The organism is Jeotgalibacillus marinus, assembly GCF_040801915.1.
Lineage (GTDB): Bacteria > Bacillota > Bacilli > Bacillales > Jeotgalibacillaceae > Jeotgalibacillus > Jeotgalibacillus marinus.
Genome location: NZ_JBFMIA010000007.1, coordinates 111,324 through 134,998, shown reverse-complemented (window position 1 = coordinate 134,998; position 23,675 = coordinate 111,324). Strand labels below are relative to the sequence as shown.

The 23,675-nt window shown below is 39.9% G+C and carries 21 protein-coding genes; 19 read left to right on the top strand and 2 right to left on the bottom strand.

Annotation, left to right across the window (positions count from 1 at the left end; genetic code table 11):
• Window positions 1-639: 639 nt before the first annotated feature.
• Both AB1471_RS10095 and AB1471_RS10090 read right to left on the bottom strand, forming a co-directional pair.
• A complete protein-coding gene (locus tag AB1471_RS10095; RefSeq protein WP_367779634.1) occupies window positions 640-774 on the bottom strand; it encodes a hypothetical protein in 135 nt (44 codons plus the stop codon).
• A 284-nt stretch (window positions 775-1,058) separates the two neighbouring features.
• Window positions 1,059-1,658 (bottom strand): hypothetical protein, encoded by a 600-nt coding sequence (locus AB1471_RS10090; RefSeq protein ID WP_367779633.1) that lies wholly within the window; start codon window positions 1,656-1,658, stop codon window positions 1,059-1,061.
• A gap of 457 nt (window positions 1,659-2,115) precedes the next feature.
• Here AB1471_RS10090 and hpf point away from each other — a divergent pair, with 457 nt between their 5' ends.
• From hpf to AB1471_RS09995, 19 genes are all read left to right on the top strand, one after another.
• Window positions 2,116-2,685, top strand: a complete 570-nt coding sequence (hpf, locus tag AB1471_RS10085; protein WP_367779632.1) for a ribosome hibernation-promoting factor, HPF/YfiA family — start codon at window positions 2,116-2,118, stop codon at window positions 2,683-2,685.
• Between the two features lie 126 nt (window positions 2,686-2,811).
• Window positions 2,812-3,858, top strand: coding sequence for a YecA family protein (locus AB1471_RS10080; protein ID WP_367779631.1), 1,047 nt, complete (start codon window positions 2,812-2,814; stop codon window positions 3,856-3,858).
• 374 nt (window positions 3,859-4,232) lie between these two features.
• Window positions 4,233-5,843 carry a gamma-glutamyltransferase family protein gene (locus tag AB1471_RS10075; protein WP_367779630.1) on the top strand — a complete coding sequence of 537 codons (1,611 nt, stop codon included), beginning with the start codon at window positions 4,233-4,235 and terminating at the stop codon, window positions 5,841-5,843.
• Window positions 5,844-5,876: 33 nt separating this feature from the next.
• Complete coding sequence (locus AB1471_RS10070) at window positions 5,877-6,467, top strand: chromate transporter (protein ID WP_367779629.1); 591 nt, start codon at window positions 5,877-5,879, stop codon at window positions 6,465-6,467.
• Window positions 6,464-6,997, top strand: a complete 534-nt coding sequence (locus AB1471_RS10065; protein WP_367779628.1) for a chromate transporter — start codon at window positions 6,464-6,466, stop codon at window positions 6,995-6,997. The genes AB1471_RS10070 and AB1471_RS10065 overlap by 4 nt, the downstream gene beginning before the upstream one ends.
• A gap of 303 nt (window positions 6,998-7,300) precedes the next feature.
• Window positions 7,301-9,823, top strand: coding sequence for a preprotein translocase subunit SecA (secA, locus tag AB1471_RS10060; RefSeq protein WP_367779627.1), 2,523 nt, complete (start codon window positions 7,301-7,303; stop codon window positions 9,821-9,823).
• Between the two features lie 88 nt (window positions 9,824-9,911).
• Window positions 9,912-11,016 (top strand): peptide chain release factor 2 gene (gene prfB / locus AB1471_RS10055; RefSeq protein ID WP_367779626.1). Its coding sequence is split into 2 segments (ribosomal slippage): window positions 9,912-9,983 and window positions 9,985-11,016, totalling 1,104 coding nucleotides; the frame shifts between segments, so codons are not numbered across the junction.
• A 214-nt stretch (window positions 11,017-11,230) separates the two neighbouring features.
• Complete coding sequence (locus tag AB1471_RS10050) at window positions 11,231-12,103, top strand: YitT family protein (protein ID WP_367779625.1); 873 nt, start codon at window positions 11,231-11,233, stop codon at window positions 12,101-12,103.
• A 333-nt stretch (window positions 12,104-12,436) separates the two neighbouring features.
• Window positions 12,437-12,754: a cytochrome c551 gene (gene cccB / locus AB1471_RS10045; RefSeq protein ID WP_367779624.1), complete on the top strand. Its 318-nt coding sequence runs from the start codon at window positions 12,437-12,439 to the stop codon at window positions 12,752-12,754.
• 264 nt (window positions 12,755-13,018) lie between these two features.
• Window positions 13,019-13,705: a cell division ATP-binding protein FtsE gene (gene ftsE, locus AB1471_RS10040; protein ID WP_367779623.1), complete on the top strand. Its 687-nt coding sequence runs from the start codon at window positions 13,019-13,021 to the stop codon at window positions 13,703-13,705.
• Window positions 13,695-14,579, top strand: coding sequence for a permease-like cell division protein FtsX (gene ftsX / locus AB1471_RS10035; RefSeq protein WP_367779622.1), 885 nt, complete (start codon window positions 13,695-13,697; stop codon window positions 14,577-14,579). The genes ftsE and ftsX overlap by 11 nt, the downstream gene beginning before the upstream one ends.
• Before the next feature lie 45 nt (window positions 14,580-14,624).
• Window positions 14,625-15,953, top strand: a complete 1,329-nt coding sequence (locus AB1471_RS10030; RefSeq protein WP_367779621.1) for a murein hydrolase activator EnvC family protein — start codon at window positions 14,625-14,627, stop codon at window positions 15,951-15,953.
• 313 nt (window positions 15,954-16,266) lie between these two features.
• Window positions 16,267-16,632, top strand: coding sequence for an ArsR/SmtB family transcription factor (locus tag AB1471_RS10025; protein ID WP_367779620.1), 366 nt, complete (start codon window positions 16,267-16,269; stop codon window positions 16,630-16,632).
• Window positions 16,633-16,651: 19 nt separating this feature from the next.
• Window positions 16,652-18,766 carry a heavy metal translocating P-type ATPase gene (locus AB1471_RS10020; RefSeq protein ID WP_367779619.1) on the top strand — a complete coding sequence of 705 codons (2,115 nt, stop codon included), beginning with the start codon at window positions 16,652-16,654 and terminating at the stop codon, window positions 18,764-18,766.
• 324 nt (window positions 18,767-19,090) lie between these two features.
• Window positions 19,091-19,663, top strand: a complete 573-nt coding sequence (locus AB1471_RS10015) for a peroxiredoxin family protein (protein WP_367779618.1) — start codon at window positions 19,091-19,093, stop codon at window positions 19,661-19,663.
• Window positions 19,664-19,747: 84 nt separating this feature from the next.
• Window positions 19,748-21,151, top strand: coding sequence for a S41 family peptidase (locus AB1471_RS10010; protein ID WP_367779642.1), 1,404 nt, complete (start codon window positions 19,748-19,750; stop codon window positions 21,149-21,151).
• 153 nt (window positions 21,152-21,304) lie between these two features.
• Window positions 21,305-22,498: a PDZ domain-containing protein gene (locus AB1471_RS10005; RefSeq protein ID WP_367779617.1), complete on the top strand. Its 1,194-nt coding sequence runs from the start codon at window positions 21,305-21,307 to the stop codon at window positions 22,496-22,498.
• A gap of 196 nt (window positions 22,499-22,694) precedes the next feature.
• Window positions 22,695-23,333, top strand: coding sequence for an HD domain-containing protein (locus AB1471_RS10000; RefSeq protein ID WP_367779616.1), 639 nt, complete (start codon window positions 22,695-22,697; stop codon window positions 23,331-23,333).
• Window positions 23,334-23,368: 35 nt separating this feature from the next.
• Window positions 23,369-23,605, top strand: coding sequence for a CsbA family protein (locus AB1471_RS09995; RefSeq protein WP_367779615.1), 237 nt, complete (start codon window positions 23,369-23,371; stop codon window positions 23,603-23,605).
• The last annotated feature ends 70 nt before the right edge of the window (window positions 23,606-23,675 follow it).

Below are 23,675 nucleotides of genomic sequence, written 5' to 3'. Positions count from 1 at the left end.
ATACCCAACAAGTTGCCTAATGATATAACCTGTCTAACTTTTTGGGGTCACTTCAAGCAGGGCGGTTTTTGTCATTTTAAACGTGACTCTTTTGCTAAATCGCCGTAATTATTCCACAAAAGGAGGGCTCTGGTTGGACAAATCATAAAATATGTTGTGGAATGACGAAAGTCGTCTATTTCCTAGGAAATAGGGTGAATAAGAATTTGCAGGTCTCGGTGGATGAGCTTACGTCGTACATAAAATAAAGGAGAAGAGCCTACATGTAAGTGAAAAGGTTTTGGTATGGAAAGGAATAAAGAACTTTTCTATCTTAACCGGAAAAAACTAAGGTAGAAGGACTGCTCATCATAACTAGTATTAAGTATATTATGGGCGTAAGCCTGCTTGCTCGATTTTGACTTACTTACCCGCTTTCGATCCGACAGGATACATCTACATATATGTTTGTTATTTGAGGACGTGTGGGCGTGAAGGGGTTAGGAAGCGCTCTTCTTCGTAAGCACTGAACGACCTAAAGAGCGTAGCGAGTCCCTGTTTTAACACCGCCACAACATTGAATGGTCTTAATTTGGGTGAACACACTTTCACCCGCTGTTCAAAAGTGGGTGAAAAAAAGAACCCACCAAGTGAGTTCTTTTATTTTTCATGTTCTTTTTTCATCTTGAAATACATCTTCATGATCGCCCAAGCGACAAATAGTATGGCTGCAATTGGCAAGAGTATGGACAATAAAATAACGATAATTTGAATCATTTGAAATGTTATTTCCATAATGATCACTCACTCCTTAATAAGGCTGGTACCTATTGCATTTTTCATCATTTTAATTTCTTAATCAATTTAACTACTAACCAAGCAATGACTGCTATGACACCTATAAATAAAACTTGTGCAATGAATGAGCTTAGATCAAACATAACTAGTACACCCCTTTATATTAATGCCTATTCCAGTATATCAAGAATAGGCATTTTTTATGGATCTAAATAAAAAAGAACCCGCACAAATTGTGCGGGTTTTGCTCAATTCATATTCAATTCACCAACTGTTCACCCTTAGTAACTCAACATAGAATTACTTACTGCCTCGTCTACTTCTTCCACACTGATAGAAAATTCATCAGCAACGAGCTGCATCACTTCATCTTGTTTCTTTATGTCGTCAAATTCTTGATTGGTGTACAGATCAAAAAATGAGTAATAGATTTCTAGGTCTTCATCGGGATGATCTTTCTTGTTGAATTTCGGTGACTGTTCATTCATGTGGCCATAACTGTATGAGTATTCACGATTATCGTAATCAATCCATGCGAACGTGTTTCCATACTCGGAATCATAGACAAGACCGTCCTCATCATCTACAAAGAAGATTCTAGCCGAGTTTAGTCCGCTAATATCCCTAGCACTTTCAATATAATACTCTGCTATGGCTTCCATTTCACCCTCATCAATTTCTGAATCATTCGCCACAAGACGGACGATTTTATGAGTTAATTGATCAAAGTCACCGCTGATTTCATCCTTTACACTTAATACCGTGTATGAATGAATGTCTATTTCATTTGATTCCTCTTTTGATGATGATGTTTCTTCTGTTCCACAAGCAGACAATAGCAAAGCGAATACTGTGAATACTGTTAGTATCATTTTTTTCATGGTTGTTTCCTCCTTTTTATTGTTGTTTCTCATTCTGCAGGGACTTCATAAGGAACAACAACCGATCAAGATCATGCTTTGATAGGTTCTGTAGCAACGTTCGAAAAGTCAGTGTACAGCTAGTCAATCGAAATCTATTCTGTTCTCCTGAAAATACCTCTTTCCAATTTCACATAAATGAGTACCAAACATTATCTTGAACGCATGAAGCTCTCGCAGACGTCTATCATGCTCATTCAACAAATACTAATACCACGATAAGTTTAACACTTTAAAGAATATATTGTGACTGTGTTCATATGTTTTTAATGCGTCTCTTAATAAGCGGACGAAATCAACGCAGACGTATTTCGACACGATCCCTAATGTTTTTTAAAAAATTTATTAAAAGTAGCAGGAGAATTGAGGAGTAACGTAGAAATAGTTAGTGTAGCTTTAGATTAAAGGAGGAGTTTACATGTTGAATTATAATATCAGAGGCGAGAATATCGAAGTGACTCCAGCAATCCGTGAATATTTGGAGAAGAAAATTGATAAACTTGAGCGCTATTTCAACGATACACCTGATGCGAATGTGCATGTTAATTTAAAGGTATACAACGATAAACAAACGAAGGTGGAAGTAACGATTCCAATGCCTAGACTGACCCTTCGAGCTGAAGAACGTCATGAAGAAATGTATGCTGCGATCGATTTGATTGTTGATAAATTAGAGCGTCAAATCCGTAAACATAAAACAAAAGTAAACCGTAAGTTCCGCGAAAAAGGAAATGAGCTAGAGTTTTTTGCAACGCATGTTGACAAGAACGCGGGCATTGAAAATATTGAAGAATATGATGACTACGACATGAACATTGTCCGTACCAAAACATTTAATCTTAAGCCAATGGACAGTGAAGAAGCGGTTCTGCAAATGAACTTGTTGGGCCATAATTTTTACGTATACACTGACGCTGATTCAGATGGTACACACATCGTATACAAGCGTAGAGACGGTAAATATGGTTTGATTGAAACAGAGGCTTAAACCGATTTATTTAACTGAAAATAAATTTCTAATTGATCGCCCCCTTTATCGCTAGGGGGCGATTTTTCAAATTATGGCCATTGCATGGTATACTAGATACGAATGATGAAAAAAGGAAGTGCGGATATGCAAGATGTTGGACGAAATGAACCATGTCCTTGTGGCAGTGGGAAAAAATTTAAAAAATGCTGTGCCCAGAAAAAAGTCGTGTCGATCAGAGAGTTGCTCGTTACTGAACAAATGGACATGCAGTTGAAATTTTTAAATGAAGTGATGGTACCAAAACAAGGATTTTACAAAAATGATTTAACCTATATATTAAATAGTGTTTCTAAATCGTTTGATGAGCCACAATTTTTAACGCTCTATTTGACGTTTATGTTTGGTCTACGTCAACAGGGAGATGCCACCCATTGGTCAACATTTTTGAATGACCAAAAGGGACTAACCGCTCGTCCTCGTATGCGAGATTTGATGGCACAATGGCATGAACCGAAACCAGTGATGGCAGAAGTGGTTTCAATGGATGAAGAAACGCGCGAGATTGTGATAAAAGATCTTATTGATGACGCGGTATATACTGTGATCCTCCCTGAATTCCACTCGTGGGCAACAATCGATTATTTATATGCTGTGTTGCTACCGTTTGAAGATAAATGGGTACCATATGGCTTTATGTTCCCAGCGATTTATACTGAAAATGAGCGTTCGATTATTGTGGAGCAGGTTTCAAAGCTAACTGTTGAGGGCGAAGATCGATCAAAATGGCTTGATACAGAAATGATCGCTGGCCTGATCAATGCGATGGTAGAGCGCGATGCATCGAGCGGTGAATGGCTTGATCAAATGGTCGAACAGATTAATGAGGAACAAGGACAAGCTGTTGGAACGCTGAAAGAGTTTTGGGATAAGCGTGGGGACAATGATCTTTCTATGTTCGCCTGTCACATCGCAGCAAGCTACTTCGCTGAAAATGGGTCAAAAATCCGTAAGCCACAAACGTATTTAGCAGCTGTTTCTTATTTAATGGCGCAACACGCAACAGATAAACCGATCTCTCAAAAAGAAGCGGGAGAAGCGTTCGGCACTTCACCAGCAAGTGTCTCTAAAGCTGTGAGAAAAATAGAAGAGTGGTTTTTAGAAGAGTTAAAAGGGTTACTGGAACAATCATAAAAATTTGGTAGACGTACAACTAAGGTTGTACGTCTATTTTGTGATGAGAGGTGTTAACGAAGGATTGAAGCCGTATATCGAAGTCTAATTCATTATTATCAGCGTCTGTGGTCGAGAAATCGAAGCATCACCCATCGATATCCGCGTGCAGTGACAGTTGATCTATTCGATGAACCTTTGCACTCACGGGAGGATGTATCCACGTAGTCCTAAAAAATGAACTTCCTCCCAATCTTGCTATAATAGAATTTTTTCAACATTTCAACTATAATAGAAAGGTAGATTATTCTATTTACGAAATACATAAGGCTCTTTTCCACAAGACGATATCATTCTTAACAATCAGTTGAGCCAACCATAAGGAGTGTACATACATGAAAAAGGATTATTTGTATCATCCATTTGCTTCTCAACGCAACACGGTGTTTGCCAAGCGAGGTATGGTGGCGACGTCGCAGCCGCTTGCTGCACAGGCTGGTCTTGAAATTTTACAAAAGGGTGGAAATGCGATTGATGCAGCAATTGCTACTGCAGCAGCACTTACGGTTGTTGAACCGACATCCAATGGGATTGGTGGAGACGCGTTTGCGCTTGTGTGGGTAAAAGATAAGTTGCACGGTTTAAACTCGAGCGGACCAGCACCTCAAAGCATTTCGATTGACGCGTTGAAAAAACGTGGGCACGATAAAATGCCTACATTTGGTGTAGAGCCGATTACCGTTCCCGGTGTTCCGGCAGCGTGGGCAGAGCTTTCTCGAAAATTTGGGAAGCTTCCACTAAAAGACGCGCTAGCTCCATCGATTCGTTTGGCTGAAGAAGGGTATCCGGTATCACCAATTCTCGGAAAGTACTGGAAAGAGGCAACGAAGAAATTTAAAGAAATTTTCAAAGACGATGTGCACAAAGCATGGTTTGACACATTTTCCCCAGAAGGTCTAGCACCTGAAATTGGTGAAATGTGGTCGTCCAATGATCATGCGAGTACACTTACAGCGATAGCAGAAACAAATGCTGAAAGTTTTTATAGAGGGGAACTTGCAGAAAAAATTGATTTATATATGAAGGAACACGCTGGCTTTTTGTCAAAAGAAGATTTAGCAGCGTTTCAGCCTGAGTGGGTAGAGCCGATTTCGGTGAATTATCGGGGTTATGATGTGTGGGAAATTCCACCGAATGGGCAAGGGATGATTGCGTTAATGGCTCTCAATATCGCACAAGGGTTTGAGTTTGACGAATTTCATAGTGTCCAAACGTATCATAAACAAATTGAAGCAATGAAGCTTGCATTTACAGATGGGAAAGCCTTTATCACAGAATCAGTTGACATGCCAATCTCTACGGCAGAACTTCTTTCGCAGGAATATGCGGATAAGCGCCGCGCCCAAATTGAGGATGAGGCGATTGATCATGAGCCGATGGAATTACCAAAGGGTGGTACGGTTTATTTAGCTGCTGCGGATGACGAAGGTAATATGATTTCGTATATCCAAAGTAATTATATGGGATTTGGTTCGGGAGTTGTCGTGCCAGGAACGGGTATAGCGTTTCAAAACCGAGGACATGATTTCTCGCTCGATGAATCTCATCCAAACACTTTGAAGCCTGGAAAACGAACGTATCATACAATTATCCCAGGGTTTTTATCGAAGGACGGTAAGGCGGTTGGACCGTTTGGAGTTATGGGCGGTTACATGCAACCACAGGGTCATTTCCAAGTAGTAACAAACACGGTTGATTTTCATTTGAACCCACAAGCCGCACTTGATGCACCGCGCTGGCAGTGGACGAATGGCAAAAATATTCAAGTTGAGCCAACGTTCCCGAATCATTTAGCCCAAGCGCTTGTTAGAAAAGGACACACAATTCAAGTGATGACAGATAGCGGATCATTTGGGCGCGGACAAATTATTTGGCGTGATCCTGAAACGGGCGTGTTAAGAGGAGGAACAGAACCAAGAACAGATGGGCATATTGCCGCCTGGTAAATGTAATTATGTAGATGGAGTTGGACAATTTTTATGAAAAAAACGAATCGACAAAAAGAGTTATTCATGGTGTTTTTCAGAGTTGGGATTTTTGGTTTTGGCGGCGGTCCGTCGTCGATCCCACTCGTCCATAAAGAAGTCGTCGGTCATTATAAATGGATGGACGATGAAGAATTTTCGGATGTACTTGCTCTGGGAAATGCCATGCCAGGACCGATTGCAACGAAAATGGCAGGCTACATTGGCTACCGGATTGGCGGGATTTTTGGCATGATCAACGCAGTTGTTGCAACAACTTTTCCTACTGTTGTCGCAATGATTTTATTGTTAACAGTGTTAAATGCTTATAAAGATTTGGCGTGGGTCAATGGCATGTCACAAGCAGTCGTGCCAGTAGTAGGCGTGATGCTTTCCGTTCTTACGTGGGATTTTGTGAAAAAATCAAAATCCGCGCTTGGATGGGGAGTAGCGATCGCGCTAATCGTGGTCAGTTTGCTGTTGCTTGAATGGCTTAATGTTCATCCGGCGCTCTTGATTTTTGCGATTTTGACGTATGCATTGGTTTTTGGAAACCGTGGTAAAAAACGTGGAACACCTGCTAAAGATGGAGGTGGCTTGCGATGATTTACTGGGAAATCTTTTTAGCATTTTTCATTCCTGGGATTTTAGGGTATGGAGGGGGACCAGCGTCCATTCCACTTATTGAAAATGAAGTCGTGGATCGCTATGGCTGGCTGACAACGCAGGAATTTAGCGAAGTGTTGGCTCTCGGAAATTCACTGCCAGGACCGATCGTAACAAAAATGGCTGGGTATATTGGATATACGGAAGGTGGTGTACTTGGAGCGGGGGTGGCGCTATTTGCAACCGTTGCACCATCACTGATTTTAATGGTTGCCTTATTGAGTTTGCTCATGAAATATAAAGACTCACCACGTGTGAAAAAAATGTCGACGCTTGTGCGACCAACCATTGCAGTACTTCTAGGTGTCATGACGTGGGGGTTTTTCTCTGATGCGATTAATGCTTCAGGAACCGTCCAAACCGCTATTCTTGCCGTTATTAGCTTCATCTTAATGGAACGCTTTAAAGTCCACCCCGCATTCGTAATCGCTGGAGCTCTGCTTTATGGGGCAATTTTTCTTGGCGGCTGAATGAACAAAACCCCTCACAACAGCGAACAAACAAACGCTGTTGTGAGGGGTTTTGAAGGCCCTTTTGTTTGGAAGAGTGTGCCGACTGGGTTCTTGTATCAAAACGGTTGAAATGGTAAGATGAATAGGAGAATAAGTCTGTTTATTGAATGGTTTGTCTAGCTTTTAGCGAATGGATCGATGTCGATCTTTTTAGCTTGCTGACCAATTTTAGTTTAAAGTGGGACCGTGATAGTTTAGCAGGTTCAACTCATTAAGATAAAGGGTTGCATTTAAAGGATCCAATCATAAAGGAGCGTTAACATGCTTGGAATTTTAAACAAGGTGTTTGATGGAAATAAACGTGATTTGAAGAAATTTGAAAAGGTAGCTGATAAAGTTGAGGCTCTTTCAACTGATATGGAGCGCTTATCAGATGCTGATTTACGCAATAAAAAAGAAGAGTTTAAGTCTCGACACGAAAATGGAGAGGCGTTAGAGGACTTGATGGTCGAATCCTTTGCTGTTGTTCGTGAATCGGCAAAGCGTGTACTTGGTCTGCATCCATACCGTGTTCAGATAATGGGGGGCGTGGCCCTTCATGACGGGAACATTGCGGAAATGAAAACAGGTGAAGGTAAAACACTTACGTCTACTATGCCGGTTTATTTAAATGCCATCAGTGGAAAAGGTGTGCACGTCGTGACGGTCAATGAATATTTGGCGTCTCGTGATGCGGCAGAAATGGGTCAGCTTTATGATTTTCTTGGCCTATCTGTTGGGTTAAATTTAAACAGCTTAACGAAAGACGAAAAACGAGAGGCGTACGCTGCTGATATTACGTACAGTACGAATAATGAACTTGGCTTTGATTATTTGCGCGACAACATGGTGCTGTATAAAGAACAGATGGTTCAGCGACCGCTTAATTTTGCTGTAATCGATGAAGTCGATTCAATTTTAGTCGATGAGGCGAGAACACCGCTTATTATTTCTGGACAAGCACAGAAATCAACACAGCTCTACATTCAAACAAATGCATTTGTCCGCAATTTAACGTTGGATGATGATTACACTTACGATGAGAAAACGAAAGGCGTTCAGCTGACAGAAGAAGGCATTAACAAAGCAGAAAGCGCGTTCCGAATCGATAATCTTTTTGATATGACCCACGTAACATTGAATCATCACATTACGCAGTCTTTAAAAGCACATGTCAGTATGAAAGCCGATTTTGACTATGTTGTTCAAGAGGGCACAGTTGTAATTGTTGACCAATTCACAGGTCGTTTAATGAAAGGTCGTCGTTACAGCGATGGACTTCACCAAGCGATCGAAGCAAAAGAAGGACTTGAAATTCAAAACGAATCTATGACTATGGCATCGATTACGTTCCAGAACTTCTTCCGTATGTACAAGAAGCTATCAGGGATGACAGGTACGGCAAAAACGGAAGAAGAAGAATTCCGCAACATTTACAATATGCGCGTTGTGGCGATTCCGACAAACCGTGAGATTATTCGTGACGATCGTGCGGATTTAATTTTCGCATCGACGAAAGGAAAATATATGGCGGCTATTGAAGATATTGCCGAGCGACATCAAAATGGACAACCTGTTTTAGTTGGTACGGTTGCGATTGAAACGTCTGAACTTATTGCGGCTCAATTAAAACGAAAAGGCATTCCACATAATGTTCTTAATGCGAAAAACCACGGACACGAAGCTGAAATTATCACAAATGCTGGTAAACGCGGGGCGGTAACGATTGCAACAAACATGGCCGGCCGTGGTACAGATATTAAGCTTGGCGAAGGTGTAAAAGAAGTGGGGGGACTTGCCGTTATCGGTACAGAACGTCATGAGTCTCGCCGAATTGATAATCAGCTTCGTGGTCGTTCTGGACGTCAAGGAGACTCTGGTGTGACGCAGTTTTATCTATCAATGGAAGATGACTTGATGCGCCGCTTTGGTTCTGACAATATGAAAAATATGATGACCCGACTTGGCATGGATGATACGCAACCAATCCAAAGCCGCATGGTGACGCGTGCAGTTGAATCTGCACAAAAACGTGTTGAGGGTAATAACTTTGATGCACGTAAACAGCTTCTCCAATATGATGATGTTTTGCGTCAGCAGCGTGAAGTAATTTATAAGGATCGCTTTGATGTGCTTGACTCGGAAAGCCTTCGAAATATTATTGAAAAAATGCTTGAAAGTACTATTTACAATATTGTCGATCAATACGCTCCAGTTGTGGAAGAAGAGGATAAATGGGATCTTAAAGGGCTTGAGAATTTCATTTTTGCGAATCTACTTGCTGAAGGTAAGATTGTTGAAGAGGATTTAAGAGGGAAATCAAACGACGATATTAAGGCTTACATTGTAGAAAAAGTAACGGAGCGTTATGACGAACGCGAAATTGAACTAGGCGATCGTATGCGCGAGTTTGAAAAGGTTATTTTGCTTCGTTCAATTGATACGAAATGGATTGACCACATTGACGCGATGGATCAGCTTCGTCAAGGAATTCATTTACGTGCGTACGGTCAAATTGATCCGCTACGTGAATATCAAAATGAAGGCTTTGCAATGTTTGAAACAATGCAAACTGCGATCAATGAAGATGTATCGAAATACATCATGAAATCGGAAATTCGCAACAATCTTGAGCGTCAAGAAGTAGCAAAAGGTCAAGCAGTAAATCCAAAAGAAGAAGGCGGCGAAGGGAAGAAGAAAAAAGCGCAGCCTGTCCGTAAAACAAATGATGTTGGTCGTAACCAACCATGTCCTTGTGGTAGTGGGAAAAAATTCAAACAATGTCACGGTGTATCGTCTAACTAATCGTAAACATATTATTTATCTGACCCGTTATTTTGCGGGTCAGCTTTCTTTTAAAGTTTAAAATAAATTGACTAAGGTGGAAAAACACATGGAATTATTTGAATTAAGAGCAGAGTTAGAGAGAACAGCTAAGGTTTTAGCGGACTTCAGGGGGTCTCTTTGACTTAGATAACAAAGAGGCAAAAATTGCTGAAATTGATGAGCGTATGGTAGAACCAACTTTTTGGGACGATCAGAAAAAAGCACAAGGCATTATCAATGAACTGAATGCCTTAAAAGAAACAGTACATGGATACAGAGATTTACTCGAGACGCAGGAAAATCTAGAACTAACCTATGATCTTTTAAAAGAAGAGCCTGATGATGAGCTCGAAAAAGACATGGTTGCTGAAATGAAAGGCTTCATCAAAACGCTAGATGAATTTGAATTGCAACTTCTTTTAAGTGAGCCCTATGATAAAAATAATGCCATTTTAGAGTTGCATCCAGGTGCTGGTGGAACAGAGTCGCAGGACTGGGGATCAATGTTGCTGCGCATGTATATGCGTTGGGGGGAAAAGCGCGGTTTCAAAGTTCAGACGATGGATTACTTGCCTGGTGATGAAGCTGGAATCAAGAGCGTCACGCTTTTATTTACAGGGCACAATGCTTATGGTTATTTAAAGGCGGAAAAAGGGGTTCACCGCCTCGTACGTATTTCACCTTTTGACTCATCAGGTCGCCGTCATACGTCTTTTGTGTCATGTGATATTATGCCTGAGTTCAATGATGAAATTGAAATTGATATCCGCACCGAGGATTTGAAAGTTGATACGTACCGCGCAAGTGGAGCGGGTGGACAGCACATCAATACGACGGATTCAGCCGTTCGGATCACTCACCTTCCTACAAACACAGTGGTATCTTGTCAAAACGAGCGTTCGCAAATTAAAAACCGCGATCAGGCAATGAAAATGCTTAAATCCAAGCTTTATCAACTGCGTATTGAAGAGCAGGAGCAAAAGCTTGCGGCTATTCGAGGAGAGCAAAAAGAAATCGGCTGGGGAAGCCAAATTCGCTCATATGTTTTCCATCCTTATTCCATGGTAAAAGACCATCGTACAAGTGAGGAATCTGGAAATGTTCAAGGTGTCATGGATGGTGATTTAGATCCATTTATTAACGCATATTTACGGTCGAAATTGAACAGTTAAGATTTCTTTCCAAATATATAGGACCTCTTTTCAGTGAAAATGAGTGGACAGGAAATTACTCCTTCAACCCTTTTTACAGGAAAGAGGTTTTTTCTGTTTAGTACTTTAGTACACTACCGCTCTATTCCGTTGTCATTCACAGTGTTTGGTATTCATGCTATACTCGCACACGTTGTAAAATTGAATCGTTAATTAGATGGAAGGTTGAAATGATATGAAAAAACGTAACAGACGACCACATGACTTGAAGCCACCTTTGTGGCATTCGGTTTTGGATTATGGATATATTATTTTGGGATCGATTTTTGTGGCGATTGCCTTTAACGTATTTTTACTACCAAATGGAATCGCTTCAGGTGGTGTAAGTGGAATTAGTACGATTTTAAATGGATTATTTGACTGGCGTCCATCGCTTGTTCAACTGGTAATTAATATTCCACTACTCATTGCAGGTCTTATTTTTTTAGGAATTCAATTTGGTGTGAAAACAGCGGTAGGATCATTCTTTCTGCCACTTGCTGTCTTTTTAACAGAAAGTTGGGAGCCTTGGACAGAGGACCCGTTGCTTGGAGCGTTGTTCGGCGGGATCGGGCTCGGGATTGGATTAGGTATCGTATTCCGCGGCAAAGGGTCCACAGGTGGGACGGCTCTTGTAGCTCAAATTATCCATAAATACTCAGGGATCGGACTTGGCAAGTGTGTGGGATTAATTGATGGATTGGTTGTCTTGTCAGCTGCGATCGTATTTGATATCGAACGTGGATTATATGCAATGATTGGACTTTATGTGACGAGTAAAACGATTGATCTTGTGCAAGTCGGATTTGGGCAATCAAAAATGTTGTATATTATCACAAACCGTCAGGAGCAAATTAGCCAAGCTATATTTGAGGAAGTGGACCGTGGTGTAACAAAGCTTTCTGCACAGGGAGGCTACACTGATCATGAAAGACCCATTTTAATGTGCGTCATTGATCAAACGGAATTCTCTAAATTGAAAAACGTAGTTAAAAAAATTGATCCAAACGCCTTTGTCATCGTAAGTGATGCTTCAGAAGTGTTAGGTGAGGGGTTTAAGCGTGCGTGATATGCAGTGAATGGAGCAGAAAATCCGAATGGAGACATGCCAGGTGGATTACTGGAAGGCGAAGAAGCTGAAGTCGTTGCACAGTGGCTTTCAGAAAAGAAATAGCCCCGCCAAATTAATAGAGTCATTTGCCGTAACTGGCAAATGACTCTAATTTTTGTTTCACACAAATGTAACACTCTAAACATTAACGATAAAGTTAGAAGGATATAATATTGATGTAGTAAAAATTTTAGCGTATCCACCGTATTTTTACACAAGTATTTACACTTAATAACAACGTAAGGTAAGAAAACGTTCGAAACCAAATATTTAAAGGAAGAGGTATGTAGAATGAAGAAAGTGTTGATGGGGCTTTTATTCAGTTTGTCATTATTTTTGGTCGCATGCGGGGGAGGGGACGGCGCTAGCGATTCAGGATCGTCTGCTGATCAAATGGATCCGGAGAAACTTTATGTGGGAAAATGCTCGAGTTGCCATGGAGGAAACCTTGAAGGATCGAGTGCACCTCCATTAAGTGACATTGGAGCGCGTCTATCATACGAGGAAATTCTTGATGTATTAGAAAATGGGCAAGGAAGAATGCCAGGTGGAATGATCAAAGGTGAAGAAGCTGAAGGCGTTGCACAGTGGCTTTCAGAGAAGAATTAGCACGGTAAATTAAAAGAGTCCTTGGGCAATAATAGCCAATGACTCTTTTTTACATTTCAACATTGAAACACAACTGTAATAAAAAAAACCTTAATGAAAATGTTTAGAGTGTTATAATACGGATGTAGAAAAATTCGAGTGTATCCACTGTATTTTGACAATAGGTAGTTTCATCTATTCAACAATGTTTTTAATGGGGAAAAACACTTGTCGAAATACCTTTGAGAAAAGTTAAATCAAAATAATGATTAGGTGATTAAACAGATGATTCAAATGAAAGAAGTGTACAAGAAATATCCAAATGGAATCATGGCTGCGAACGGCTTTGATGTTTGTATTAAGCAAGGTGAGTTTGTTTATGTCGTTGGACCAAGTGGTGCTGGTAAATCAACCTTCATTAAAATGATGTACCGTGAAGAAAAGCCAACAACAGGAGAAATTCTTGCTAATGGGGTTGACATTACTAGACTAAAAGATAAACGTGTACCATATTTACGTCGAAACATAGGTGTCGTTTTTCAAGACTTTAAATTATTAAATAGGTTAACAGTTTATGAAAATATTGCATTTGCTCTAGAAGTAATTGAGGAGCAGCCAACGAAAATCAAAAAGAGGGTTATGGAAGTACTTAACCTAGTAGGTTTAAAACATAAAGCCCGCATGATGCCCGATGAGCTTTCCGGAGGAGAACAACAGCGAATATCAATCGCTCGTGCCATCGTTAATAAACCAAAAGTGGTCATTGCCGATGAGCCAACAGGGAATCTTGATCCGGAAACGTCATGGGAGATTATGACTCTATTTGAAGAAATAAATGCTATTGGCACAACGATCGTAATGGCTACACATAACCGAGAAATTGTCAACACGATTCGTCAAAGGGTTATCGCTATTGAAAACGGCGTAATCGTAAGAGACGAACAGCGGGGGGAATACGGTTATGAAAGCTAGAACGATGAGACGGCACGTTAGAGAAAGTCTAAAAAGCCTTGTACGAAACGGCTGGATGACTTTTGCATCTGTCAGCGCAGTCACTGTCACACTTCTTCTTGTCGGCGTGTTCACAGCACTCATGCTTAACATGAACAAAGCGGCAATAGATATTGAACAAGACGTTGAAATGAATGTCTACATTGAACTAGAAGCGACAGACGAGGCAATCACTGGGCTCGAAGAACAAATAGATGAGTTATCCGGTGTTGAATCTAGTACTTACTCAACTAAAGAACAAGAACTTTCAGACTTGATTGAAAGCGTTGGTGAAGAAATGGAATTGTTTGAACAAAACAATCCACTTCGCAACAAATTTATTGTAAAAGCTACAGATCCAAAACAAACTGAAAGACTTGCAACCGAAATCGGGGATTTTGAATTAGTATCATCAGTCGAATATGGTGAAGGTAAAATCGAGCAACTATTCAAAGTTCTAGACATTAGTCGTAACGTCGGAGTAGTTTTGATCTTAGGTCTTCTTTTCACAGCTATGTTCTTAATTTCAAACACGATTAAGATCACAATTGTTGCTAGAAGAAGAGAAATTGAGATTATGAAACTTGTTGGTGCATCTAACTGGTTTATCCGAATTCCATTCATCTTTGAAGGAATTTGGTTAGGGATTATTGGTTCTATATTACCTATTACCCTAGTTTCGATCCTTTATTACAATGTTTATGAATTTATGAGACCAAGACTCGAAACTTCATTTATTCAAATGCTAGAATTTACACCATTTATTTATCAAATCAATGCTCTTATTCTATTGATGGGTGTAGTCATTGGTGTATGGGGAAGTTTTATGTCAGTTCGAAAGTTTTTAAAAGTCTAAACCATTTATAGAGGAAAAAATAGTAGATTGTGGGGAGAATAAATCGTGAAAAAGTCATTTTGGAGCTTGTCACTTACAACAGCATTAATTATCAGTAGTGTTCCAGCATTCTCAGGCTCAGCTTCTGCAGAATCAATGGACAACTTAAACAGTGAGCAAAAAGAAATTCAACAACAGCGTGAAGAGATTAGTGGGGAAATCGATACCAAAAATTCGGACATTACAAAAGTTGTTGATCAACAAGAAGAATTTACAGCGCAAATTAAAGTTTTAGATCAACAAATTGAAACAACAAATGCTGAAATTACAGCTATATCAGACAAAATTGATGAAACGAATGCTAACATTGAAGAGCTTAAAGTTGAAATTGAAGAACTAAAGAAGAAAATTGAAGAGCGTACTGCACTTTTAGAAGAACGTGCTCGCGCACTTCAATTAACAGGTGGCTCTGTTAGTTACATAGACGTTCTACTTGGAGCGGAAAGCTTCGGAGACTTCATTGATCGTTTTTCAGCTGTCAACACACTTGTAACAGCTGACCGCGAAATCATGGAAGAACAACAAAAAGATCAAGAAATGCTCGAAGAAAAAGAAAGTGAAGTTCAAAGTGAATTAGAGGAACAAGAAGCTCAAAAAGAAGAGTTAGATGGATTACTTGAAAACTTAGATCAACAAAAAAATGAAAAAAATGCGCTGATAGCCAATCTAGAGAAACAACAATCAGAGATAGAAGAACAAAAAGAGGAGCTTGAGCAAAGAGATTCAGAACTTTATGAATTAGAAGCATCCCTTGAAAATCAAATATTAGCAGAGCAAGAGCGATTAGCAGAGTTAGCACGTCAACGAGAGAAGGAAAAACAAGAAGAACAGCGTAAAGCGGATGAAGCTGCTAAAAGTTCAAACAGCAGTTCTAACTCATCTACACCTCCTGCTACGTCAAACCCACCTGCGTCGCCAGTTAGTCCAGGAACATGGACGAGGCCAGCTGCCGGAACTATTACAACTTATTTTGGCAGCGATACTTTAAACGGGGAATCACGTTATCACTATGGTATGGATATCTCAGGAGCACCTGGAACAACGATTTCAGCTGCAGCGAGTGGGTATGTTACAACAGCTACAACGAGCAGTTCTTATGGTAACTTTGTTATGATTACTCATAGTATTAACGGTCAAACGATTACAACGCTATATGCTCATATGAATAGTCTTAGTGTTAGCCAGGGGCAATATGTTGAAAAAGGACAAAAAATTGGTGGAATGGGGAACACTGGATATTCATTTGGTACTCATCTTCATTTTGAGCTTCATGAGGGCGGCTGGAATGGAGCAAAGTCTAACGCTGTAGACCCAAGAAAATATGTTTCATTTTAATTAGTAGTTATACAACAAAGTCTAAAATGAATAAATACGATAAAAAACACAACTTGTCTAAGGTAATAATGACAAGTTGTGTTTTTTTATACGTAGGAGAGGAGAAAGTTGGTGGCACGACGATTTAATTACATTTGGGGTGAAAAGAGAATCGAGGGTGAATGAAATGAATATGGAAGTTTACGTGACATTGCCTTTAATAATTGGCGGGGGAATAACCAATTCTGTTTGACACAAATAGAATATTTTTTTATAATATAATCACAATATATGAACACATTATCATATATTCAAATAGAATAGGAGTGGAAGCATGGGAAACAATAATGAAGAGAACAAATTTGTGGAACAGAATAGAGAAAGTCAAGTTCCTAATGATGAAAATTGCGTTGAAATTGATGAAGAAACGTTATTTATCGTAACCCAGACATTTAAAGCTTTATCAGAACCAACTAGGGTTAAAATATTGCACTTACTTGCTCAAAAAGAGCATTCTGTTAATGACATAGCTGAAACTTTATCACTTCTTCAAACGACTGTTTCTCACCAATTACGCTTCCTGAAGAATTTACGATTAGTAAAATATAGACGGGAGGGAACGACTCTTTATTATTCTACTGATGATGACCATGTTCTAAACATGCTACAGCAAACCATTCATCATGCCAGGCATCACTAGTAATGAGAGGAATGAAAATATGAATAAATATAAGCTTCAGGGTCTCTCGTGCGGAAACTGTGCAAGGGAAATGGAGGAAGAAATAAATAAGTTAGAGAATGGAGAAGGTTCAAGAATTCTCTACAATAGTAGTAAGCTCATTTTAAAGGATGGAGTCGATTTGCAAAAGGTTGAAAAGATTCTATCTTCAGATGGTGCAACTATTGTAAAAAAAAGCAACTCTGAGAGTACTGTGCATGGAAATGACGAACATGACCACGATCATTCCCATGCTAATAATGATCGTATGAAAATCTTGCTTGGCATTTCAACAGTCATATTTCTAGCCGCGATTTATGTTGACACTCAACTTGATAATATTGTTCCTGTGATCATGTATTTGGTAGCTGCCGCTTCTAGTGGATATCCAACCTTTATAAAAGGCGCTAAAAACCTTTTTAAGCTAAAATTTAATATCGATACACTAATGACGATTGCCCTAATAGGTGCTTTCTCAATAGGGGAGTGGAAAGAAGGGACCTTAGTAGCGATCTTATTTGGAGTGAATGAACTACTAGAAGGTTTAGGCATGGAAAAGGCAAGAAAATCTATGGAGGAGTTATTAAAGGTAGCTCCTAAAGAAGCGATATTGATTGAAAATGATCAAGAACGAGTAGTACCCATTGATACGCTTAAGGAAGGGGATTTAGTCCTTGTTAAGTCAGGGCAGAAGATTCCTTCAGATGGAGTTGTGTCAGCAGGGAAAAGTTCGGTGAATGAAGCAGCCATTACCGGAGAAGCTATGCCAGTTGAAAAAGAAATAGATGAAAAAGTGTTCGGTGGAAGTATCAATAACGAAGGTGTGCTAAAGATCAGAATCAATAAAGAATACAAAGATTCTTCCCTGGCTAAGATCCTTCATTTAGTAGAAGAAGCTCAAGAAACAAAAACGCCTACAGAGCAATTTATTAACCGATTTGCACGCTATTACACACCGATTATTATGGTGGTTTCAGTATTAGTGATGTTAGTTCCACCACTATTATTTGATGGTGATTGGGGTTCTTGGTTTTATCAAGGATTAGCTGTTCTCATTGTAGGTTGTCCATGTGCTTTAATTCTATCTTCACCTATTGCAATTGTTTCTGGGATAGCCCGCAATGCAAAGAACGGAATCCTTGTGAAGGGAGGCGTTTTTCTTGAACAACTTGGAAAAATTGATACGATTGCCTTCGATAAAACAGGGACTTTAACAAAAGGTCATCCTTATGTAGAAAAAATGGTTGTATATGATGAAGAAAGCTTTTACCATATTGCAGGGTCAATTGAAAAGTCTTCTTCTCATCCGATAGCAAAAGCCGTTATGGAAAAAGTCAGTGAACGTGATATTTCTTATACAGAACCTGAAGAAATTAATACGATTTCCGGTCAAGGTGTTTCAGCTGTCATAAAAGGGAATGAGTATAAAGTAGGCAATGAGAAAAGTATTAATTTCATTCTACCTACCGAGGTATCAGAAAATATTAATACACTCAAAAATGAGGGCTATACATTGGTTATTGTTTCAGATACAGAAAAAGTATTAGGGTTATTTGGAATAACAGATGAAATTAGACAAGAAAGTAAGGGCATTATAGGAGAGCTGCATTTAGCAGGAGTAAAAAATACGGTTATGTTAACAGGCGACCATAGCAAGACTGCGGAAAAAGTGGCAAACCAAGTTGATCTAACCGAGTACTATGCTGGTCTTTTACCTGATGAGAAAGTTTCTAAAGTAAAAGAGCTTACTAAAAGTGGCAAAGTTGCCATGGTAGGAGACGGTATTAATGATGCTCCAGCCTTAGCAACAGCAGATCTAGGTATCGCCATGGGTAAAGGAACAGATAGTGCGATTGAAACGGCTGATATTGTGCTAATGCAAGACCATTTAGGAAAATTACCCACTGCTGTGAGAATTTCTAAAAAAGTCAATAAAATTATCAAGTTAAATCTCTCACTAGCCTTAGGTTTAAAGCTTATTGCTTTACTTCTGACGATTCCAGGCTTGCTTACACTATGGGTTGCCATTCTATCAGACATGGGCGCAACGATATTAGTTACTCTCATCAGTCTAACGATTATGATTGGAGAGAAAAACAAAACAATTGAATCCTAATGAGAAGAGAGTAGATGCAGATGCGTATCTCCTCCCTTAACACTGAAACGTAACCTATTTAATAATTTAAGAACTTTTTGTAGAGGGGCAATTAGTTGAGAGACCGCCAGTTTGGTGGTCTCTTATTTTTAAAGTTTTCGTTTCAAAGCAATCTTCTACAGATTTTTATCAATTTGCTATTTTTCTGCAAATCCTGACACACTTGGCGCCAATTATACGCCGCCTCACTATTTATCCACTATGCTCACATTTTCCACATCTATTTTCACGACCAACAACGTATACTTTATCAACGGACTTTCAAGATGGAAAGGAGTCACGCGTGTGAAGCGATTGATTCAGTCTGGGACGTGGGCGCTAGTTGTGGGGGTATTTGGATTTTATTTACTGATGACAAATCCAAATGGGGGGACGTTTGATGAGCCAAGACTTGAGGGGGATACTGCGGTCACGACTCAACCGGTTGCGACAGCAGACATTGCGAAGGCAGCACCTGATTTCGCGCTACAAAATTTACAGGGTGAGACGATCAAGCTATCTGACTTCAGAGGAAAAAAGGTTGTAATCAATTTTTGGACAACGTGGTGTCCTCCTTGTCAAGATGAAATTCCTGAGTTGCAAGCGTTTTATGATGAATTCATTAGGGATCATCCGAATGTTGTGCTTATCGGCCTTAATTTATCAAAAGAAGACTATGGGGAAACACATATCAATCAATTTATTAAAGACATCGACATGACCTTTCCAATTGTACTCGATTCCGATGGAGATGCTCAGAAAAAATATGGCATTATGACCATTCCGACTACTTTTATCGTGGACGAGCAGGGGAAGGTCCTACAAAAAATACTGGGTCCAGTTACGAAAGAACGCTTAATTGAGGAAGTTGCTCGTTAGCAGCTTGTCCTTCTACCTTGATCGATTCCGTCATACATTCAGTTGTAGTGATTTTTTGAAAGGGGAGGAACACGCTTGATAAATATGAAAAGGCTGCTCTTAATGGTCACGTGCGCGCTGGTTGGGGCTGCTTTATTTTTCGGAGTAGAGCGGGTGTTCTTTAAAGAAGATCAAGCCAATACGGAAGTGTCTGAAACACTTGTTAAATTACAAAAAGCGCAGGATTTAATTACAGAAAGCTATGTTGAACAAGTGGATTCGAACGAGCTTTTAGATGGCGCAATTCAAGGGATGGTGAATTCTCTTGGAGATCCTTATTCTGTTTACATGGATGAGGAAACTTCCAAACAATTTGAGCAATCGTTGGATTCTTCATTTTCGGGGATTGGGGCTGAGCTGACAAAAGAGAATGAAGACTTCGTTGTGGTATCACCTTTTAAAGGGTCGCCAGCAGAAAAAGCGGGGTTGAAACCGAATGATATTGTTAAATCGGTGGACGGAGAAAGTGTTCAATCGTTGACGCTGTATCAAGTAACGGCGAAAATTCGTGGTCCAAAAGGAAGTAAAGTGCAAATTGGAGTAGAGCGGGGCGATAGTGCAAAAGAGTTAATGATTAACGTTGTTCGTGATGATATTCCAAATGAGACGGTGCATAGTGATTTGATCGAAACAAATGATGGTAACATTGGTTATTTGGAAATTTCGACGTTTGCTGAAGGAACAGCGGATGATGTAAAAGAATCACTTGAAAAGCTTGAAGCAGAAGACATTGATGGCCTGATTCTCGATGTTCGTGGCAATCCAGGTGGGCTGCTTTCAAGTGTAGAAGAGATTATGTATCAATTTGTTACAGATAAGAAACCGTTTATGCATATTGAGGAGAGAAATGGTGATAGTGAAGCTTTATCTTCGCCTTTAAAAGAACGTAAAGATTATCCAATTGCCACGTTAATCAATGGAGGAAGTGCTTCTGCTGCAGAAATTTTAGCAGCTGGAATGCAAGAAGTGGAAGGGTATGCGTTGATAGGGAATACAACATTTGGCAAAGGAACGGTGCAACAATCGGTTGATCTTGGGGATGGTAGTCAAATGAAGCTAACGATGTTTAAGTGGCTCACGCCTAACGAGCGCTGGATACATAGTAAAGGGATTGAACCAACGCTACAAGTTGAGCAGCCACCTGTTTATGACCTTGTTCCGCTTCAATCTGCAGTCGTCTTGAAAAAAGGAATGAATGATGAAAAAATTGCGGTGCTACAAAATATGCTTAAGGGACTTGATTATGAAGTGGACCGAACGGATGGTTACTTCAGCACGAGCACTGAAAAAGCAGTTCAAACTTTTCAAAAATCTGTTGGGCTAAAAGCGAACGGTGAAGCCAATACAGCGACGTTAACAGAACTGGACAAGGCAATTCAGACATTTAAAGATAACCCTGAGAATGATCACCAGCTTCAATCAGCGATTGAGTACTTACAGGAGGAGTAAAAATTCTCATGCACGAGTGGGGTTGGGTTTGATACAATAAAGATATTAGAATCTTCCTTTCAAAAGGACCATTTGATGCTAAATGGTCCTTTTACATTTTAGGGCTACGTTTAATGCAAAGTAATATTCGTAATTCGAAAGGTGGTTTTCCCGTTGATTAACCAATGGATCATTGAAATTGGATCGGGTGCGATTGGTGCGCTTTTGAACCCTCTTTTATTTGTAGCAATTATTGCAAGCGTTGTTGCTGGAATTGTACGCGTGAAACGAGAGCGGAAGGACATACGAGTTAGGATCCAAACGAGGGGAGTTGAATTAAAAAGTTTAGTAGGCATGGGTTTGCTCATTGGTCTCGTTCTTTCAATTGTAATCGTGGCAATTGGTATTCAAGTTCCCTTACTGTGGATTTACCTGGTCAGTGTCTTAATGTTGATGGCGATCGTTACATGGCAATTCCGTGTTTTATCAGCGGCACTTCTTGCACCTCTTGCAGCTGGAATTTTATTTTTATTACCAATGGTTCCATGGGACATGCCATCTTGGATACCAAGTGAATCACTCGACCTTGCAGCAATTGGTGTCACGAGTGTGATTATGGGTGTATTGCTTTTAGCGGAAGGGTTGTTAATGAAATGGAATGCCGGTAAAGGTACCTCGCCACGGTTTATTCGAACACCTCGCGGAATGAAAGCAGGGGCATTTTTCACGAAGCGTTTGTGGTTTGTTCCGTTATTTTTACTTGTACCTACAGGTAATCTTGGTGAAATGGCAGGTTGGTGGCCTGTGATGACAGTTGGTTCAACATCCTGGTCGTTGTTATTAGTGCCGTTTGTACTTGGATTTCAACTTACAATTGTGCACGATTTACCCACGCCAATTATTCGTCAAGCATCACAACAAGTGATATGGCTTAGTACACTTGTCACGATGCTTGCTGTAGCGGGTTGGTGGGCGCCATATATGTGGCTAGCTGCATTTGCTGTGGCATTCGGTGGACGGATTTATTTGATCATTAAAACAAGAGAGCTATGTCGTCATTCAGGTTATCATTTTATTAACCGTAATCAAGGTATCATGGTGGTTGATATTATCCCAAATACACCAGCACATAAAATGGGGTTGAGCCGAGGAGAAATAGTACAAAAGGTCAACGGAATAAAAGTCAAAGATGAAAGCGAGCTATACGGTGCGCTTCAAAAAAACCGTGCACATTGTAAGCTTGAAGTGCTCGGTCAAAACGGAGAAATTCGCTTTGTTCAGCGTGCATTGCATGATGGGCAACATCATCAACTTGGGATCATCATGGTGGAAGATCGCATGCGCCAATATGCACCGGATAGCGCATGATTACATAATTAGCTGTGCATTAGGGGTAGCTATTTGAAGTAGTAGATGCTTTTATCATTTATGGAATTTTATAAAAAACAATCGAAGAGAACGAACTTTTCGGTTGTTTTTTTGTAAATACATGGTCTTTTCTTGTCGCCACGCTTCCTTGGTGCTAAGATAAGCTAAATCTACAATAGGGTCAGGAGAGGGTTATATGGGAATCCATCACTATTTTAAAAGCTTATCAGACATGGAAAAACTGTATCGGTGTCCTGGGAAATTTAAATACAATGAACATACTGTTGCTGCACACTCATTTAAAGTGACAAAGATTGCGCAATTTCTTGGGACGGTGGAAGAATACCATGGGAAAACGCTTGATTGGAAGTCACTTTATGAAAAAGCGCTCAATCATGATTACCCTGAAATCTTCACGGGGGATATTAAAACGCCAGTAAAGTACGCATCATCAGAGTTAAACCGCTTGTTCAGCCAAGTGGAAGAAGAGATGGCGCATAAGTTTGTGACAGCTGAATTCCCAGCTGAATTTCAAGAAGTTTATTTGGACCGATTTAAAGAAGGAAAAGATGATACGCTTGAAGGGAATATCTTATCTGTCGCAGATAAAATCGATTTGTTGTATGAATCATTTGGAGAAATTCAAAAAGGGAATCCTGAGCCGATTTTTTTGGAAATATACCAAGAAGCGCTCACAACCATTGTGAAATTTAATGATATGGACAGTGTACAATTCTTTTTAAGCAATGTGTTACCTGATATGCTCGCAGAAAAGTTCATTCCACACAGCGAATTGAGTAAAATCACCAAAAACCTTATTGCAGATGGTGATTGAGTTGTGTAAGATGGTTCAAGGATAGAGGTGATTTGATGGGCACAAAATTGATCCTAGCCACTTTTGCACCTGCACTACTCGTTGTACTTTTTACACGTGTCACGTACAGTCGTTGGATTGCAATGATCTTAACCATTGCCCTTATCGCAGCATCTTCATACAAAGGCTATGTAGGAAGCTGGCTCATTATCATCGTTGACGCCGCCTCTCTCACTATTGGTCTTTGGTTTGCTAACAGTTATATGAAACAACATAAAGACAAAAATACATGACGTCCATAGGCGTTGTGTTTTTTTGTAGTTGCTTTAGTTTGTTGAAGGAGACTAAAGCACTGTTTCCCCC

Bases quoted from the DNA above. Each gene is read 5' to 3' on its own strand.
- AB1471_RS10095 (WP_367779634.1), bottom strand. From the start codon at position 774: ATGGAAATAACATTTCAAATGATTCAAATTATCGTTATTTTATTGTCC.
- AB1471_RS10090 (WP_367779633.1), bottom strand. From the start codon at position 1,658: ATGAAAAAAATGATACTAACAGTATTCACAGTATTCGCTTTGCTATTG.
- hpf (WP_367779632.1), top strand. From the start codon at position 2,116: ATGTTGAATTATAATATCAGAGGCGAGAATATCGAAGTGACTCCAGCA.
- AB1471_RS10080 (WP_367779631.1), top strand. From the start codon at position 2,812: ATGCAAGATGTTGGACGAAATGAACCATGTCCTTGTGGCAGTGGGAAA.
- AB1471_RS10075 (WP_367779630.1), top strand. From the start codon at position 4,233: ATGAAAAAGGATTATTTGTATCATCCATTTGCTTCTCAACGCAACACG.
- AB1471_RS10070 (WP_367779629.1), top strand. From the start codon at position 5,877: ATGAAAAAAACGAATCGACAAAAAGAGTTATTCATGGTGTTTTTCAGA.
- AB1471_RS10065 (WP_367779628.1), top strand. From the start codon at position 6,464: ATGATTTACTGGGAAATCTTTTTAGCATTTTTCATTCCTGGGATTTTA.
- secA (WP_367779627.1), top strand. From the start codon at position 7,301: ATGCTTGGAATTTTAAACAAGGTGTTTGATGGAAATAAACGTGATTTG.
- AB1471_RS10050 (WP_367779625.1), top strand. From the start codon at position 11,231: ATGAAAAAACGTAACAGACGACCACATGACTTGAAGCCACCTTTGTGG.
- cccB (WP_367779624.1), top strand. From the start codon at position 12,437: ATGAAGAAAGTGTTGATGGGGCTTTTATTCAGTTTGTCATTATTTTTG.
- ftsE (WP_367779623.1), top strand. From the start codon at position 13,019: ATGATTCAAATGAAAGAAGTGTACAAGAAATATCCAAATGGAATCATG.
- ftsX (WP_367779622.1), top strand. From the start codon at position 13,695: ATGAAAGCTAGAACGATGAGACGGCACGTTAGAGAAAGTCTAAAAAGC.
- AB1471_RS10025 (WP_367779620.1), top strand. From the start codon at position 16,267: ATGGGAAACAATAATGAAGAGAACAAATTTGTGGAACAGAATAGAGAA.
- AB1471_RS10020 (WP_367779619.1), top strand. From the start codon at position 16,652: ATGAATAAATATAAGCTTCAGGGTCTCTCGTGCGGAAACTGTGCAAGG.
- AB1471_RS10010 (WP_367779642.1), top strand. From the start codon at position 19,748: ATGAAAAGGCTGCTCTTAATGGTCACGTGCGCGCTGGTTGGGGCTGCT.
- AB1471_RS10000 (WP_367779616.1), top strand. From the start codon at position 22,695: ATGGGAATCCATCACTATTTTAAAAGCTTATCAGACATGGAAAAACTG.
- AB1471_RS09995 (WP_367779615.1), top strand. From the start codon at position 23,369: ATGGGCACAAAATTGATCCTAGCCACTTTTGCACCTGCACTACTCGTT.